Genomic DNA, 17125 nt, shown 5'->3' on the forward strand with positions numbered 1-17125 from the left:
AACTGATAATTTTAGATATAACTACTCTGGAGCTTTCTACAATATAACCCCTTGTTTGATAAAAATCCGAACTTGAATACATCATAGCAATATCACTCAAATTTTTTTTTGATATTTTTTTTTGTATGTTCCAATAGCAAAGCGGAAGTTTTTTATTTTTTAATTTTGTTTCTATTTTTTTCATAATTTTTTAATATTAACAAAGACATTTGTTCTTCTAAATAATAATTACAAGGTTTGGAAACCATTCCAAACTGCCCTACAGGATTTATTTCAAGAAAATAGTACTCTTCATCTTTTGAAACGAGCATATCTATTGAGCAAGTTTTCAGATTTAATTCTTTAACTAATTTTTTTAAACTTAATTCTATATTAATGGGTAATTGATATGGCACATATCTGTTTCCTTTTTGTAAATTGTAATTTCTAAAATCAACCTTAGTTTTATTATCATTTTGAGAAAATATTGCCATTGAATAAAATACATCATCTATGTAGAATATTCTAAGTTCAAATTTTTTTTCTATTTTATTTTGAACTTTGGTAGGAAAAATATATCCATCCTTTTTAATCTCGCTCACCTCACTTGTATACATCATGTAATGAGAATCAGTATCATAAAATGTTACAGCATCACTTATCGGCTTTGTGATTAGATTTTTTTCTATTACTAATTTATTGATAATCTCAACTTTGTTACTTATATGTGTTTGTGGAATATTTAGACCAAATTTTTCAGCCAGTTTCAGAGTTTTCAGCTTATTTAAACTTTCGCTGTATTTGTTTATCCAGATAGAATTGTCTAAAAACGATTCCAAATACCTGTATATAGTTCCTAATTCGGATAATAAGTGATTTTGTAGAGTTCTATTATTATAAAATTCACTAAAAATCTGAGGTTCAATCGTTATAAAATCTTCATCAAAAGTGCGTCTAAACCAAATAGTATTGGAGATTTGGTTATCAATTTTTTGATTATTAAATTTAAATTCAGAATTGGAAATATCAATATAAAAGTCTTTATCTAGTAAGTCATCACCATTAATCCGAACTATTGCTTCATTGTCTTTTTTATGATGATATAACCAATTTAAAACATCATCTGTTGTATTCTCCCCGTAATTTTTACTAAAAATAATGATCATAATGTCAAATCATAAAATTAGGCTATTTGTATTTCTAGTTACAAATAGCCTATTTTAATTTTTACGCAGCACCTGTGTTCGTGTCTGTTATAACGGTGTCATTAACATATACACCCCCGCGATAAGTATAGTCATGTCCATAAGTATATGGATCCATCGCTAACTTTCCTCCTGTTACGTTTTGCATTTTGAATTTCTTCGACTTCAAACTTTCTAATTTTTTCATAAAATAATATATTAAATTTTCCTACTCTTTAGCTTTTCGGATTCCGCTGTTTAATTATTCAAAAATTTAGTTTTTACGAACCACTTGTGTTCTAATCTCTTGAAACCATGTCAGTATAATATATACCTCCTCTATAAGTAGCTTCAGCCCCATAAGTACCGGGTTCAATTGTTAAATTTCCTCCTGTTACGCTTTGCATTTTGAATTTCTTTAATTTCAAACTTTCTAATTTTTTCATAAGATAATTTTTTTAAATTTAATAATTGTTTCTGCCATATAGACCCTAGTGTAGGACCTTTTGCTGATTAGCATTTTAATAAATCTTCGTTACTGTCGACGTACAAAAAATAAACATATGTGTTTTTGTTGTAGCAAATATGAATAAGTCTACTTGCTTAAACAACAAGAACATGCCGTAATTGATAAATATCGTGTTATTATATTTTAGATTTTAAGTTATATCCAATAACACATTAGTCATTTATATTATTTAGTAAAATTCCGTATAGTTTTGTAAGTATATAATAAGTATTATTGCATTTTACAATGGACTAATGAGCAGATTTATGTTTTGTTTGATATTTTTTTTATATCAAAATATATACTTTTCACAAGAATCGAAGGATTTTGGAATGATGGATCCTGCAAAGACTAGAAATCACGAACAATTAAAAATTCTTTTTGACAAAACAATTAAAATTAATCCTGAAAAAGCAATTGAATTTGCTAAAATAATTATTTACCAAGCAAAAAAACAGGGAAACAACATCCATTTGGCTGAGGGTTACTTTCTTATTTCTCAGCTAAACGGTAGTCAGAATTCTCCAAAGTATCTGGATAGTATGATTTCAGTTTCAAAGAAATTAAAAGATACAGACAATTTATCTAAAGCATATACTTATAAAGGGAATTACTACTATTCATTAGGAGAGTATTCAAAATCTCTTGATAACTATTTGACAGCAAGAGGCTATGCAGAAAACAATATTAAAACTTATAATATTATAAATTTTAATATAGGTTTGCTGAAATTGGAATTAGAAAATTATGATGAGGCAATTAATCTGTTTTTAGGATATAAAAATTTTTTAGAAAAAAATCACATATCTAAGCACGATAATTATGAAAGATGTCTTTATGCTCTGGCATATTCTTATAATAAAATAAAACAAGTCAATACTTCAGATGAGTATTTGAAACTTGGATTTGAAAAAAACAAGATAAGCGGAAACCGATCATCATACGCGAATCTAATGCTAGTAACGGGGTTGAATGAATATTCCTCAGGGAATTATAATAAATCATTGGAAACTTTTTCGCAAGTTGCAATTCTTTTAAAGAAATATTCTCCTGATAATCTTAATATAGCTTTAAGTGAATATTATTCAGGTAAGATTTTGACGAAAACAGGTAAAGACGGATTTTTAAATAAATACCAAAATGTTGATGCATATATTAAAGAAACTAATGATGTTTCCTTTGAGTTAAGAGATGTTTACCCTACTTTAATTGACTTTTATAAGAAAAACGGTAATAAAGATCAACAGTTGTACTATATTGAACGGCTCTTAATAGTAGACAGCTTATTGTATAAGAAATATAATAAATTGGCAGTTGAAATCAGTAAGAAATATGACACCCCTATTTTATTAAGTGAAAAAGAAAAGTTGATCTATGAACTTAATTCTAAAAACCACTTCTTATTTTGGGTAGTTGGTTTAGGAGGATTTGTAATTTGTATTTTAATCTTCTTATTTGTTGACAACCGAAAAAAGATTAAGTTATATAAGAATAAAGCAGAAAAACTATCCCAGATTCCTGTAGTTCCTATTTTTGAAGTCTCAGAAATAGCTGACCGTTTTACAGAAGAAAAAATAAAAACCACATTATCTGACGATCAGTTAAAGCTGCTAGATATAAAATTATATGAATTCGAAAAAGAGAAAGGCTTTTTAAATAAAAATATTAATTTGGATATTTTGGCTAAAGAACTAAATACAAATAGAGCTTATTTATCAAAATCGGTTAATGAACTTAAAGGTAAAAACTTCTCACAGTACTTAAATGAACTAAGAATATATTATATCGTAGAAGAGCTAAAAATCAATAAGACACTTCAGAAATATACGATTGCATCCATCGCCGAATCTGCTGGTTTTAATAATTCTGAATCATTTACTAATGCTTTTAGAAAGATAACAGGAACTCTTCCTTCATATTTTATAAAAGCCCTCAATAAAAACAGCTAGTTTATATTTAACTGAATTACAAATAGTTAATTCTTTATCAACTCCAAATTTATCAATTTCGACTTGCTTATTTAGGAATAAATATTATTTCTAATTTAATTTGCTGGCATAATTAAAATCAACATGAAAAAGAAGAGTCAAACAGTCAAAAAATTATCATTAGAAAAATTGCAAATTGTAAAAATCACTAACCCTCGTACTATTGTAGGCGGAGCAGTTGGAGATAATACCGGACAAACTGGTGATACAAGAACTGATCCAACACATCCTGGTGTTTCTAAATGATAAATGTTATAAAAGCAGTTATTGATATTATATTTTGTAATTTTAGTAACTGCTTTTAAATTTATTCAATCCATGAAAAATCGACGTAAGTTCTTTTTAATTTATTTTATCTCGTTTATTGTGTTAGTTACTGCTCAAAAAAATAATTTTGCCCCATCAGTAGTTGCTACTGATAATTATTTCGGTTTGGAGGTAAAGGATGAATATAGAAATCTAGAGAATATAAAAGACTCCTCGACGTTTCAATGGATGAAGGATCAAACAAAACATTCACTGTCTTTGTTACAAGCCATACCAAATAGACAATACTATATTGATAAAAGGATCGAATATGATCGTAAACAGGTAGCTTCTGTAAGTCATTTAAGTATAACGGATGACCAGCTGTACTTTTACTTAAAAAGAAGCCCGGAGGAGAAAACATCCAAGTTATTTTATAAAAAAAAATTATCGGGACAGGAAATTGAAATCTTTGATCCGGCGAATTATAGACTTGGTAAAAACATAAGTTACCAGATCAATTACATTAAGCCTAATCACGATGGTTCTAAGGTTGCTATAGCACTCACAGAAAGTGGAAAGGAAATCTCCGAAATGGTAATATATGATCTAAGCTTAAACAAACTTCTTCCTATTACCATTACCAATTGCTGGCCCTCGGATAGTGGAGGTATCTCCTGGCTTCCTGATAATAAGAGCTTTATTTACTTGCATTATCCAGTTACTGATCCTACTTCCAAACTATTTTTGAAGGACATGGAAGCTGTAATTTATAAATTAGGAGATGATCCCGAAAAGCGAAGTATTATATTATCGAAAAAAAACAACCCTGACCTGAAAATAAATTCTGAAGACTTTCCACGTGCAAGTCTCCCTACTAAAAGTTCTAAGTATTTTATTGGACAAATATCAGGTGCAGCAACTTTTAAGGATACATATTTTTCACCAGTCAATGACTTTAAAAAAGAAATAAAATGGCAGTTTCTATTTTCCAAAGAAGATAAAATTAGTGACTTTATTATCCAAGGGGATTATATTATTTATATTTCCGAAAAAAATAATTCCAATGCTATTTATAAAACGTCTTTACAAAACCCAGACTTTAAGCATCCAGAATTATTAGTTCCTCAAATCGCAACAGAGACAATCAGTGGTGTTTATAGTTTGAAAAACGGATTTATTTTCAACACATCAAAAAATGGTGTAGAAGCAAAATTATATCGTTACCAAGACAATAAGATTGAAATATTTATTCTTCCCATTCCAACCGGAGATATTTCCATCACGACACAAAATGATTTTTCTAATGATTTTTGGATAACCTGTAGTGGTTGGAAAAATGATAATGAGAGATTTAAGTATGATGCTAATAAGAAGGACTTTACTCCAGAGAATATTGCTGCAATTTCTAAATATCCTGAATTTGATGATGTTGTAGTAGAGGAAATTACTATAAAATCACATGATGGACTTGATGTTCCGATATCTTTAATGTACAAGAAAGGTACTAAAAAAAATTCCAATAACCCTTTGTTAATATATGCCTACGGTGCCTATGGCGTCAATGCCAGTCCTTCATTATCTAAAACCTACATGCTTTGGGTACTTAAAGGCGGAATTGTTGCTGTGGCTCATGTAAGAGGCGGAGGTGAAAAAGGCGAGTTATGGCATGAAGGTGGATTCAAGAAAACAAAACCTAACTCCTGGAAGGATCTGATTGCATGTGCGGATTATATGACAAAGCAAGGCTATACGTCTAAATCTAAGATAGCGATCTGGGGTGGTAGTGCAGGCGGTATTACTATTGGTAGAGCTATTACAGAAAGACCCGATCTTTTTAAAGTCGCTATTATTGAGGCTGGTATTGTCAATGCTACAAGAATGGAATTCACACCCAATGGTTTGAACAACGCAAAAGAATTTGGTTCCTTGAGTAATGAATCTGAGTTTAGAAGTTTACTGGAAATGGATGCCTTTCAGCATATCAAAAAAAATGAGAATTATCCTGCTACTTTAATTACTTCCGGTATCAATGATCCAAGAGTGTCGGTTTGGATGCCAACAAAGTTTGCAGCCAAGCTGATTGCAAACAGTAACTCAGAAAATCCTATTCTTTTAAAAATCGATTATAATGGCGGACATGGTAGTGATATTCCTGTAGAACAGAAATATGCTAATACAGCTGATGTTTTTGCTTTCGCATTGTGGCAATTAGGACACCCTGACTATCAGCCAAAAGCAAAATAATATGCCCCGATTTCCATATCAGTTTTTTGATGATTTTATTTTTAGAAGTCCAATACTTCAATTCGATAAATTTCTGACAACATTTTCGCAACAAAATTTAACACAAGAAAACTTTCTTGAAATCTGTAAAAACAAGATTTTTCAAGAATCTATTTATCTGGCTTCTCCATTAATTTATGAAGAAATTGAACAGTGGCTTCTAACAGACACGACACTTTCACTTAAGTTAAGAAATACAATTCTTAAATATTATTCTCGTATGAGTACGCGATGTACTCCATTTGGTTTATTCTCTGGTGTCGGAATTGGACAGTTTGATAAAGAACGTCAAGATGAGCTAATAGATGCAAGAGATTTGACGCGAGATACGAAACAGGATATGTATTTTCTAGTCGCACTTTCTCAGCACCTGCTGACGATACCAAAAATTAAAGAACGAATTTTATTTTTCCCAAATAACAGTATTTATAAGGTGGGTACAAATATCAGGTATGTTGAATATGAAAATATAGATGGGATAAGAGAATATATTATTTCATCAGTTAGAGATACTAAGGAATTAGAAGACATATTAAATTTTTCTAAAAAAGGTAAAACTATTGATGAAATCAAAAATATTCTTACTAATGAAGAAATTTCCGAACATGAAGCAAAAGATTTTGTAGAAGAACTTATTGTCAATCAGCTGTTGATAAGTGAGCTAGATCCTATTATTTCCGGAAGTGATTTTCAGGATTCAATTATTTCAATATTGAATAAAATTAAAGCGTATGAAGAAAGGGACCTTTTGCTTTCTATAAAAGAAAAAATACAAAGACTGGATTCTCATATTGGAAACAATATTTCTGCTTATCAGGAAATAATAGAACTTATAAAATTGTTCAGTGTTGACTATGAAAAAAAATACCTTTTCCAAACTGATCTTTATTTTAAAAATGAAAAACAGCTTTCATATAGCTGGAAAAAAACTTTAAAAAAAGGAATTTCTTTTTTGAATAAAATTACACCTTACGGGAGCGATACTCATTTTGAAAAGTTTAAAAAAGCTTTTTATGAAAGATTCGAAGATGAGGAGATCTTGCTTTCATTCGCCTTGGATACTGAACTAGGAATCGGATATCTATCAGACGAACGCACTAAAGGAATTCATCCTTATCTTGATGATATAATTCTTCCTGAATCTAAGAAAGCCAAAACACTGGAATTGAAGCTTAATCCAATTCATATTGTTCTGAATAGTAAAATTCAGGATTTGATTTTATCAGGAGATGTTTCATCAATAAAATTAACGGATAATGATTTCACAGATTTTAAAGAAGTTTGGGAGGATCTGCCAGCAACAATGTCTTTTATAACGGAGATAGTATCAGATAATGATACTGAGAAATTATTTTTAAATAGTGGTAGTGGGAATGCTGGTAGACTGTCGGCAAGATTTTGCTCAGAAAAATCAAATATCAAAAATTTTGTACTGAAAATAGCTGGCAAAGAAGCTGAAATAAATTCAGATCAAATTTTGGCAGAGATTATCCACCTTCCAGAGTCCAGAATTGGGAATATACTTAGGCGTCCTACGATGAGAAAATTCGAAATTCCTTATTTAGCTAAATCTTCATTACCAACAGAATTTCAAATACCTATGTGTGATTTATATATTTCTATAAAAAATGGGAGAGTCATCTTGAGATCAAAAAAACATAACAAAGAAATAATTCCTTGTTTGACGAATGCCCATAACTATCCAAAGAATTCATTACCAGTCTATCATTTTCTCTGTGATCTCAATACCCAAAACAAACGTCCGAGTTTATATTTTGATTGGGGCGGACTGAAAGATATCTATAGTTTTCTACCCAGAGTTGAATACGAAAATATTATTTTATCAAAAGCTCAATGGAAAATAAATCACCACGAAATCAAAACTTTGATATCATTCATCAATGATAACTCTAAATTACCAATAGAAATAGAAATATGGAGAAAACGGAGAAAAATTCCGAAATGGATCCAATGGGTAAAATCGGATAATATTTTGGTCGTTAATCTGAAAAATTTGGATATGATACATATGTTTTTAGATTCAGTAAAGAATGAGGATATGATCTATGTTGAAGAATTATTGTATGATCAGAAAAATAAATTCGCACACCAATTCATCTTTTCAATTTATAACGATCGATAAATGATAATTCGAAAATTTACTCCAGGAGATGAATGGCTATACATCAAAATTTATACTGGTGCAAAAACTTCTGATCAAATTCTAGAACAAGTGGTATTTCCCTTAGTGGATTGTTTTAAGAATAAGAAATATATCAGTCAGTGGTTCTTCATTCGTTATAATGACCCTAAATTTCATTTAAGATTACGTTTTAAACTTACTGATCTTAACTACTTCAAAATTGTTTTACACAATGTCAGTAGTGCATTTAAATGCTTTGTCGATTCAGGGGAAATATCAAATGTAATATTAGATTCATATGTTAGAGAAATTGGGAGATACGGAGAAACTACAATTCAAGATGCTGAACAATTATTCTTTAAAAGTAGTGAATTGATTTTAAATTTTTTGGATTTTGATGATGAAGAGAAGCTGATGGTTTCAATGTTTTATATTGATACGATTCTTTCAAAAATAGAACTATTGGATCAGGATAAATTACAATGGATTGGCGATTATAACACCGCCTTTAAGAAGGAATTTAATGGTGATAAATACCTAAATAGCCAATTAGACAAAAAATTTAGATCGTTTAAACCCAAATATTTGGAGTTTGTTCATTCAGATGAGTTTTCGGATATAAAGAATTTGATTATTAGAAATATAACTGAGAGCAATAGTGCTATTGAAAAAGTTAAAGAGCATAACAATGATTCGTTATCTAGGTTTTTCCAAAGTATATTTCATATGCATATTAACAGATCATTTGTTTCAAATCAGCGATTATTTGAAATGATTATGTATGACTTTTTATTGCGACATTATAAAAATATGATTTATGGTAAGTCAAATCTTCAATATTGAAGGGAGGAGATAGAAAAAATGAAGATTTTGACTTGGAACAAATCCAACTATCAAAAGTGGCGAGTGAGGGATTTTGTAACCTCCCATCATCCCTTTATTGATAAGCGTTTCGCTGCAGCTTCTTATGAAGGTCCCTAAATAGGTCACCTGCAAAAAAGTGGTAAAATCCTAATCTAAATTTTACTTAGTAAAACTAGGAATTTTCGTTCAGATCTACAACCTTTTGAACCAAAAACTAAACTGCTTTTTTGTAAAGGCTAACTATAAAAGTCAAAAACTGAATTTAATGGGAAAGTGAAATTCAATAATAAATATTTTCTTTGAAGAAGTCTAACTTTTTTCTTTTGCTGGTTTTAAATTTCCTGCAAAATCAAACATAATAACTTGACTCCCTTTAAATGGATTGTATGAAGGTTGGTAATCAATATAACCCAAAGAATGTAGATTCTTCAGACATTTATGATAAGTCGCTTTTGAGTTTATTTTACTGATCCGCATAACCTCATCTCGAGAAATACTGATCGGATTTCTGAAACGGTTGAAATTCCAGAATTGGAATAGAGCTATATAAAGACTTATATGCGTAGGATTAAGTGTATTATCAAGGAGTAATTTTTCGTAAAAGCCAGTAAGATGTTTTATGTAATTCATTTTAATAAATTTAGATTGCAAGTAGGAAGTTAATTACCCTTTGTTCTCCAACATCTTTTCGATATCCTTATAATTGTAATATAATGTTCCACCAACACGAGTAAAAGATAGGCTACCGTTAATACGTAGATTTTGTAATGTTCCGCTAGAAATTTTCAGAAGTTCCTTAACCTCTGATGATCTTAGCCATAATTTTTGCTCTGAATTTTTTATGTAAAAAAGATTTTTAATTTCTTCAAGTAATTCGGTTTTGAACTCCTGAAGGTCTTCTATAGTAACAAGATTTATTTTCATAGACTCCGGATTTGTATTTACTAATTGTTTTTACAAATTTGACACATCAATTTATTGAAAGCAATAGCATTACAAAGAATTGATTTAATTAAGAATACTAAAGAATAATCTGGAAAATGTAAAGAGTAATAACGAAGAAAAAATACTACCTTGGAATTAATAATTTAATATCAATTTTAAGCCTAACGTATAATCCTTTAAGAAATAATTGAATATAAGAAAGGCTTAGATTAAAAATCCAAGCCATAATCTTCAACTTACATACCAGTCTATTGCTACATAATAAATATGTTATATTTTTTGTAAATCCGATACAACTACATTTTCTTAAAAATAAGTCCAATGCATAAGTATAAAATATTAAAAGTCTTATTTCTAATGAAGATAATGAAATCCCTACAACTCCATAATTATTATTTATAACAAAAAATTATCTAAAAAAAATCCAGCAAATTGTTATAAAGTGAGTTTGAATTTTTTAACAAATAAATTTGGACTTTATAACAAATAAATACTGTTTTAAAGTACTGAAATTTAAACAAGTGGAAAGCAAAGAAATAGTTTTAGTAACGATTATATTGCAAATTACTATAACTTTAGTAAATAGTGCCAAAAATTGTCATGTACGATAAGAATATTTTTTTTTTGCATTTTTTGAACTGATAGCACTGTTTATCTTGTGATATTATTCCTGCCTCGATAAAGTAAATGAATAAATTCATTTTGACGTTCAATACTAAATATTTAAACCAAAGTAACAATCTAATCTCCGAATAATTTGGGAAAAACAAATAAATTTCTTAGTCACTATTTTATGTTTTCAATTTATTTCTATACAGTATTTATCATTAAAAATCCAAAAAACTTGACATCTGAACCGTTACTTAACTAAAATCATTCTTAAATTAGATAAAAAATCAAATAGATAAACATAATTTATATACCTCAAAATGAAACTGCAAGAAAATAACTTTCGTGAATTCGTACTTGACAAGCACTATCTTTTGGTTCTTTTGGAATGTCTAAAAAAAGATACTTTCCCCAGTGATTTAAGAGTTACAGATATTATGGTAAAAAGGGCTTTCAGAATGGGTTGGTTTTTAAAAACTGATTTTGAAGATCTTCTATATTATATGGATAGTCGTCTAGATTATTATAGATTAGATGTTATGGATCTTTCAATTAAGCTTGGAATAAATTGGGAAAACGTTTGCTTCAAAAATAATGGTAATGCTAGAGAGGCGATTTGGTTTGAAGCAATTAAATTTGAACAAGCAACTTTATTATTAATACTATTTGAAAGAATCGGATTTCAAATTTATCCAGAAGCTTTAGTTGATCTTCTAATTCCTCAAATTAAAGATAAAACCAAACAATTAATTAATGAATCTGAAGCAGTAATTTTAATGTTTTACAGAGAACAGCATAAGTTATCAATAAGCTTATGCACCAATGATAAGATTGACTTTGAGCCCCAAATGCTTCAATCTTTTATTAATCAAAAAAATTATAAAATAGTTTCATATGGTTTATCGGAGAATCTGAAAATCATAAAGATTTTCCCTTCTAAATTCAGGCGCCCTCGGACTACAAGTTTTGTTGATTGTGTAGATTGCGGGATACGATGGGAAAAAGGCAATCCATCATCTAGCTATAATCATAGAAAAGAACATAAAAAAAGGATGTGGTACTTAAATCCAAAACCATTACCGAAGATGTTAGAAGAGATTGAGCAAAATTTAGAATTTGAATTGGTTACACACAATTCTCCTGTTTGGAAACATAACGAAATGCTTATTCGTGCAAGAGCTTTTAAACAGGAATTACATTTTGATTTCTTACAATGGCACAGTCGAAAAAAGAATTGTAATTCTGATGTAGAAGGATACCTGTTTACGAATCAACAAGGTTCAATTGTTGGAGCTTGTTGTTTTAGGTTTAAGAAAGTTATAAATGACTTTAAATGGGTACTAGATTGGATATGGGTTTGTCCACAAGAAAGAAGATCAGGCATCTTGAAATCCAGATGGGATAAGTTTAAATCAAAATATGGGGAATTTCTTATAACACCTCCTATTTCAGAATCGATGCGAGCTTTTTTATCGAAGCAAGGTGAAGGTGATCAGATATGAAGTTGTTTTAAATTTTCTCTATTTCCACAATCTGCTTAAATAATTTGATTTGCTGACCACATTAAATTCTTAAATTGGTATTCTGGAAATTAAATAAATTAGAAAAAAATTAATTATAGATATGAGTTCAGAAGTGTTTTTTGATGGTATATTAAAATACTTAGTCCAATATAGCGAAGTCATTTCTACTAATAATTCTTTAGGATTAACAGATAAAGCACTTAACGCTGAAAATATCTTTTTAAATATTTTAAACTTAAGTTTCGGATGGAATTTAGTAAATGCCAATGAAGAAAAAAGTAATCAGGATAGTTTTGATCTGTATGATGTTAAAAAGGGTGTTTATGTGCAGGTGACGTCCAATAAGAATTATAGATCCAAACGAAAAAGTTGCCAAGAATCATTTCTGAAACATAATCGGAGCAGAAAGAAAATAAAGTTTTTCATTCTGTTCATAACTCACAAATGTTCATCTTCTATCTTAAAAGAAGAAGTAATAGAAAATATCAGTTTTGAAGGTCTTGATATTGACAAACTATCAAAAATGATTTATCATAAAAATACAACACCTTCAGATCTTAAAAAAATAAACTTAATTCTAGAAGATGTAGTTGAACCTGTAAAGTTAAGATTCACTTATGGAAAAGATGTTGTTACTGTTAATCAAATTCACCAGCCCTCTCTAGAATTATCGAGCGGATTATATGTTAAAAGAACAAACCTTATAAAAGAAATTTTCCATTTCGTTCAAATTGATAATGGTTTATTAATTGGTAGTCACGGATATGGAAAGACATTTATTTTAGAGGAGTTAAAAAGACTTTGCGAAGTAAAGAAGATTCCTTGTATAATTATTAGAATTAATGAATTAACTACAGGAATAGATGATGAAATTAATGAGCAGCTCCAAATAAAAAAAGGATGGCTGGAAATTTTATCTTCTTATACGTTACCTTACAAAGGTAAAAAGGGTATCTTGATTTTTGATGCTTATGATACAGCAAAGGATTCCCTTTTAAAGCAAACAGTTTTAAAACAAATTAAAAAATCAATTACCGTTCTAAAACTTAAATGGAATATACTAGTAAGTGTAAGAAGTTTTGATGCTTCCAAATCACTTCAATTACGTGAAATGTTTCCAATAGATAATTTAAAGAAAGATATTTATTGCCGTCATCTTGAAATCCCCAAACTATCGAGCAAAGAACTAGAAACTGTTTTACTATCGAATGTTTCACTGAGCGCAGTTTTCAAAAGAGCTAGCATAGAATTAAGAGAACTTTTGCATATACCTTATTTCCTTAACATCTTAAACCAAATTTTACAGCAGGAAAATAAGCTATCAATTAAAGAAATTGCACAGATTGAAACTGAAGAACAGTTGCTCTCGTTCTATTGGAATACAAAAGTTGTTGAATCTTCTGGTACAGATATATTCTTGTACAATTTGACTTTAGGTTTGGCAGAAAAAGAGAGTTTGATTGTCGATAAAACTACGATTTTAAATGAATCTAACGTCTTAGTATTTGATGAATTGAATAGTAAAGGTGTTATTAGTTCTATGTCTATAAATAATCGTAAAATTGGTTTTAATCATAATATTATGCTGGATTATGCTCTGTCTAAATATGTAATTTCAGAAGATGTATTCGAGCTTATTGAGTTTGTCAACATGTATGAAAAAATGCCATTTATATTTCGTCAGGCATTTGTGTATTTCTATGATAAACTTTGGAGAGAACACAAAGAACTATTTTGGACACATTACCGTGGTATAAAAAAACAAGAAATTCCTTTATTCAGACTATTACATCAGACAATCTTAAATTATGTTATTGTAGATTCTTACAAATACACACAAGATCTTTTACCAATGTTTAATGGTTTAGATATTATCGATAAGGGGACTTATATTAATAAGATTTTGGAGGCTATCAGGTTTATTACGAACGCTCATTTAAGAAAAAAAGACCTCAACTTATTTTTGTCTTTAAGTAATGAAATGCATTGGTCCTTTATGTGGGAATTCGGACGACAAATTAATGATTATATCATTTTACTTGAAAAATCAAATGAATCTAATCAATATGAATGGAAAATCTTAGCCCAAATATGCTGTAATTACTGGGAATATGTACTTAATGAAAGGAAATTATCAATTTCTCAAAAAGAACTTATTGATCAAAAAAGTCCTTTTGGTATTGATAATTTATGTAAAGTTTTTCAATATAATAAGACTAATATAAAAAATCTGATTCATAATACTCTTGATTTTCTTGATGAAGAAGACTTCCCAATTCGGCCATTTTTAAGTTTGTCGGAGTTCGTCCCCCATATTTTCAAATACGATCAAAATCTCGGTTGTCATATTTTCAGAAGGCTCTACAAACATCATGAAACCAGCAAAAAAGAGACAAATTTTGGAACTGTTTTATTATCATTAAGAAGTACAAGATCACAGGATTACAGCTTAATTTACTTTAGATTGGAAAAAGAATTTTCTACTTTGTTAGAACGTTATCCAAATAAAGTTTTATGCTTAGGAATTGAATTAGTGAACAAATATCACAGTTTCGATTTCAACGCAATTCGAAAAAAAATTCTAAATGTAAATAATATTAGCACATATTTTATTATTGAGAGCTTTATTGAGGATATAATTGATGATCAAGATCATGGCGTTTTATCATTTGGAACTAATATTTTTAAATGGTTTGTAAAGTTAATTGAGAGTAAGGAGTATAAGCTTCTAAATGCTTACTTAAATATTTTTATAAAAGAAGCACATAGCTGCAATTTGTGGCGCAGATTTTTAAAATTCTTAACCCAATATCCTGATATTACATATAAAACAGGCTATAGTTTGCTTTGCAACGAAACAATACTGTTGTGTAGTGATACTTCTGAAGAAGCAGGTTCTCTCTTGTCGATGGTTTGGCAACACCTTAATACGGCTGAAAGAAAGCTATTGGAAAAACTCATACTTGACCTAGAATATGATGTGCGAGAAGAGCCAATGATTAAATATCGAAATATAATTGTAAGTCGTTTGCTAAATTGTATTCCTAAAGGAAATACAGTATTGAATGAAACAAACAATTTTATACTAAATAACAAGCATGTTGAAAATAAACCATCTTTTCGAGGTGTCGTTATGGCAGATATAGTTTCTCGAAGTATTGAAGAAGAAATGCAATATGCTGGTTTTGATCCAGAAAATAAAAAAGATATCAGTGCATTTAAAACTTGTCAAATAATTGATGTATTTAATAAGACATTTGATAAAACAAATAATAAGAAACCATTAAAAAGAGATTTTGAAAAAATTTATCCAACATTATTAAAATTATCTAAACATGTCAATACACGCAATTACAAAAATGATAGAGTTCGGTTAACGTACGATAATATTACATCAAAATGTATTAGAATTTTGACCAATTCCAACATAAGATTTAGAAATGAACATAAAATTTTCTTTAAACGTTTATTTAATTACTACATAATAGAACTGCCAAAACTATTATCCAGTGAAGACGATAATTTACATTTAAGATTAAAAGAAAGTAATCTTAGGCCTAATATAGCTAGAGCAATCGCTAACATGCTTAGGAAAGAAAAAACCGACGAATTAGCTGAGCTGATGATTATGATTTCCCATGATGATGATCCACAAGTTCGTCTCGAATTTTTAAATAATGCAGGTTGGTTTTGGCATAACAGAAATGAAGATTTTTGGAACATTCTACATCAGCGCTCAAATATTGAACAGAAAGAAATATGTTTAACGGGTTTAATAGAAAATATAAGCTACTCAGATACTATATCACAAAATATTGAAAAGATAGAAAGTATAGTATATAATTTATTTCCTGCCTTTCAGAATTTATCAGGTAGGCGTGCAGAAGAAATAATTGGTAGTTACGTTGTTCTACTCTTAAAATTATATCTTTTTCATAATAGTTTAATTTCAAAAACTATCATATATAAAAGCATAAATGATTTTAGATTTAGCAAAAGATTAGTAATTTCTATTGTACATACTATTGATCCACATAATGATAATGTAACAATTACAAACGAGAATTCTCTTCTTGATATATTACTTGAAATCATTGATTTCCGCTTTGAGTCATTACTAAAAAAGAACTTAGAAAAAGATGATTTAAAAGATGATTTTACATTAATTGATCACTGTGTACAACAATTGTACTTCGCAATTTCAATAGGTAGAGGTGAGAATGTAAATAAAAAGATTGATAATTACAAAGTTGAGGAATTCTTTTTTAAAATTAAACCTTTACTTGATAAGATAACTGACCGCTCGCTTCAAGTCGACTCTGGTTATATGGTTGCAAATACAGGCTATTACTTTATGCAACTATTAAATGTTGTTTTTGATTTTGATCCAGAATACTTATTGTCTTTAGCTTTTAAAGTAGTTAATTGCTCAGCTACAAATGGTTTTACGTATGATTATATGACATTGCGGGAAATAGTTAAATTAACAGAAAAAGCTTTATCTGATCATAAAGCGGTGTTGAACAATAAGGTAAGTTTTTTGAATCTTTTAACAATTTTAGACCAATTTGCAAGCTCAGGCTGGCAGGAAGCTTTAGAGCTTACTTGGCGACTAAAAGACATTTCTTAAATATCACTTATTTCAAAATGCAATAAAAAACCATACTGATCATTATATATAGTTTTTTCACTCATTAAATATTCTATAATAAAAAAATAGATGGTATAGAGAAATGATTGATGTTTTTAAATTCTAGTTATTTTAGCTCTTACGATTGGGGAGAAGGGAATTCCTCCTCCCGCTATACCACTAATAACCTCAAAAATTATTCTGTTATTATAGCATTAAA

Annotated in this window: 11 protein-coding genes; 7 read left to right on the forward strand and 4 right to left on the reverse strand. The window is 29.1% G+C overall.

Annotated features, from left to right (window positions below):
* Window positions 1–152: 152 nt before the first annotated feature.
* Both gwsG and RTY06_RS10585 read right to left on the reverse strand, forming a co-directional pair.
* Window positions 153–1145 (reverse strand): grasp-with-spasm system ATP-grasp peptide maturase, encoded by a 993-nt coding sequence (gwsG, locus tag RTY06_RS10580; protein ID WP_312824781.1) that lies wholly within the window; start codon window positions 1143–1145, stop codon window positions 153–155.
* 317 nt (window positions 1146–1462) lie between these two features.
* Window positions 1463–1609: a hypothetical protein gene (locus tag RTY06_RS10585; RefSeq protein ID WP_312824782.1), complete on the reverse strand. Its 147-nt coding sequence runs from the start codon at window positions 1607–1609 to the stop codon at window positions 1463–1465.
* Window positions 1610–2003: 394 nt separating this feature from the next.
* Between RTY06_RS10585 and RTY06_RS10590 the strand changes: the two genes are divergently transcribed.
* From RTY06_RS10590 to RTY06_RS10610, 5 genes are all read left to right on the forward strand, one after another.
* Complete coding sequence (locus tag RTY06_RS10590) at window positions 2004–3620, forward strand: helix-turn-helix transcriptional regulator (protein ID WP_312824783.1); 1617 nt, start codon at window positions 2004–2006, stop codon at window positions 3618–3620.
* Between the two features lie 123 nt (window positions 3621–3743).
* Complete coding sequence (locus RTY06_RS10595) at window positions 3744–3905, forward strand: hypothetical protein (protein WP_312824784.1); 162 nt, start codon at window positions 3744–3746, stop codon at window positions 3903–3905.
* 72 nt (window positions 3906–3977) lie between these two features.
* Entirely contained in the window at window positions 3978–6152 is a 2175-nt protein-coding gene (locus tag RTY06_RS10600; RefSeq protein WP_312824785.1) for a prolyl oligopeptidase family serine peptidase, read from the forward strand.
* Between the two features lies 1 nt (window position 6153).
* Window positions 6154–8334, forward strand: a complete 2181-nt coding sequence (locus tag RTY06_RS10605; RefSeq protein ID WP_312824787.1) for a lantibiotic dehydratase family protein — start codon at window positions 6154–6156, stop codon at window positions 8332–8334.
* A complete protein-coding gene (locus tag RTY06_RS10610) occupies window positions 8335–9177 on the forward strand; it encodes a thiopeptide-type bacteriocin biosynthesis protein (RefSeq protein ID WP_312824789.1) in 843 nt (280 codons plus the stop codon). It begins immediately after the preceding gene.
* 330 nt (window positions 9178–9507) lie between these two features.
* Here the strand turns inward: RTY06_RS10610 and RTY06_RS10615 are convergent, their stop codons facing one another.
* Window positions 9508–9828 carry a hypothetical protein gene (locus tag RTY06_RS10615; RefSeq protein ID WP_312824791.1) on the reverse strand — a complete coding sequence of 107 codons (321 nt, stop codon included), beginning with the start codon at window positions 9826–9828 and terminating at the stop codon, window positions 9508–9510.
* A 33-nt stretch (window positions 9829–9861) separates the two neighbouring features.
* Window positions 9862–10122, reverse strand: coding sequence for a helix-turn-helix domain-containing protein (locus tag RTY06_RS10620; protein WP_312824793.1), 261 nt, complete (start codon window positions 10120–10122; stop codon window positions 9862–9864).
* 950 nt (window positions 10123–11072) lie between these two features.
* Between RTY06_RS10620 and RTY06_RS10625 the strand changes: the two genes are divergently transcribed.
* On the forward strand, window positions 11073–12254 hold the full coding sequence (locus RTY06_RS10625; RefSeq protein WP_312824794.1) for a hypothetical protein: 1182 nt from the start codon (window positions 11073–11075) through the stop codon (window positions 12252–12254).
* Between the two features lie 121 nt (window positions 12255–12375).
* Window positions 12376–16905 (forward strand): SMEK domain-containing protein, encoded by a 4530-nt coding sequence (locus RTY06_RS10630; protein WP_312824795.1) that lies wholly within the window; start codon window positions 12376–12378, stop codon window positions 16903–16905.
* Window positions 16906–17125 lie beyond the last annotated feature (220 nt).

The sequence above is a fragment of the Epilithonimonas sp. genome (assembly GCF_032055105.1).
GTDB lineage: Bacteria > Bacteroidota > Bacteroidia > Flavobacteriales > Weeksellaceae > Epilithonimonas.

Excerpts from the sequence above, each read along its gene's own strand:
- gwsG (WP_312824781.1), bottom strand. The coding sequence starts at position 1,145 with ATGATCATTATTTTTAGTAAAAATTACGGGGAGAATACAACAGATGAT.
- RTY06_RS10585 (WP_312824782.1), bottom strand. The coding sequence starts at position 1,609 with ATGAAAAAATTAGAAAGTTTGAAATTAAAGAAATTCAAAATGCAAAGC.
- RTY06_RS10590 (WP_312824783.1), top strand. The coding sequence starts at position 2,004 with ATGATGGATCCTGCAAAGACTAGAAATCACGAACAATTAAAAATTCTT.
- RTY06_RS10595 (WP_312824784.1), top strand. The coding sequence starts at position 3,744 with ATGAAAAAGAAGAGTCAAACAGTCAAAAAATTATCATTAGAAAAATTG.
- RTY06_RS10600 (WP_312824785.1), top strand. The coding sequence starts at position 3,978 with ATGAAAAATCGACGTAAGTTCTTTTTAATTTATTTTATCTCGTTTATT.
- RTY06_RS10605 (WP_312824787.1), top strand. The coding sequence starts at position 6,154 with ATGCCCCGATTTCCATATCAGTTTTTTGATGATTTTATTTTTAGAAGT.
- RTY06_RS10610 (WP_312824789.1), top strand. The coding sequence starts at position 8,335 with ATGATAATTCGAAAATTTACTCCAGGAGATGAATGGCTATACATCAAA.
- RTY06_RS10615 (WP_312824791.1), bottom strand. The coding sequence starts at position 9,828 with ATGAATTACATAAAACATCTTACTGGCTTTTACGAAAAATTACTCCTT.
- RTY06_RS10620 (WP_312824793.1), bottom strand. The coding sequence starts at position 10,122 with ATGAAAATAAATCTTGTTACTATAGAAGACCTTCAGGAGTTCAAAACC.
- RTY06_RS10625 (WP_312824794.1), top strand. The coding sequence starts at position 11,073 with ATGAAACTGCAAGAAAATAACTTTCGTGAATTCGTACTTGACAAGCAC.
- RTY06_RS10630 (WP_312824795.1), top strand. The coding sequence starts at position 12,376 with ATGAGTTCAGAAGTGTTTTTTGATGGTATATTAAAATACTTAGTCCAA.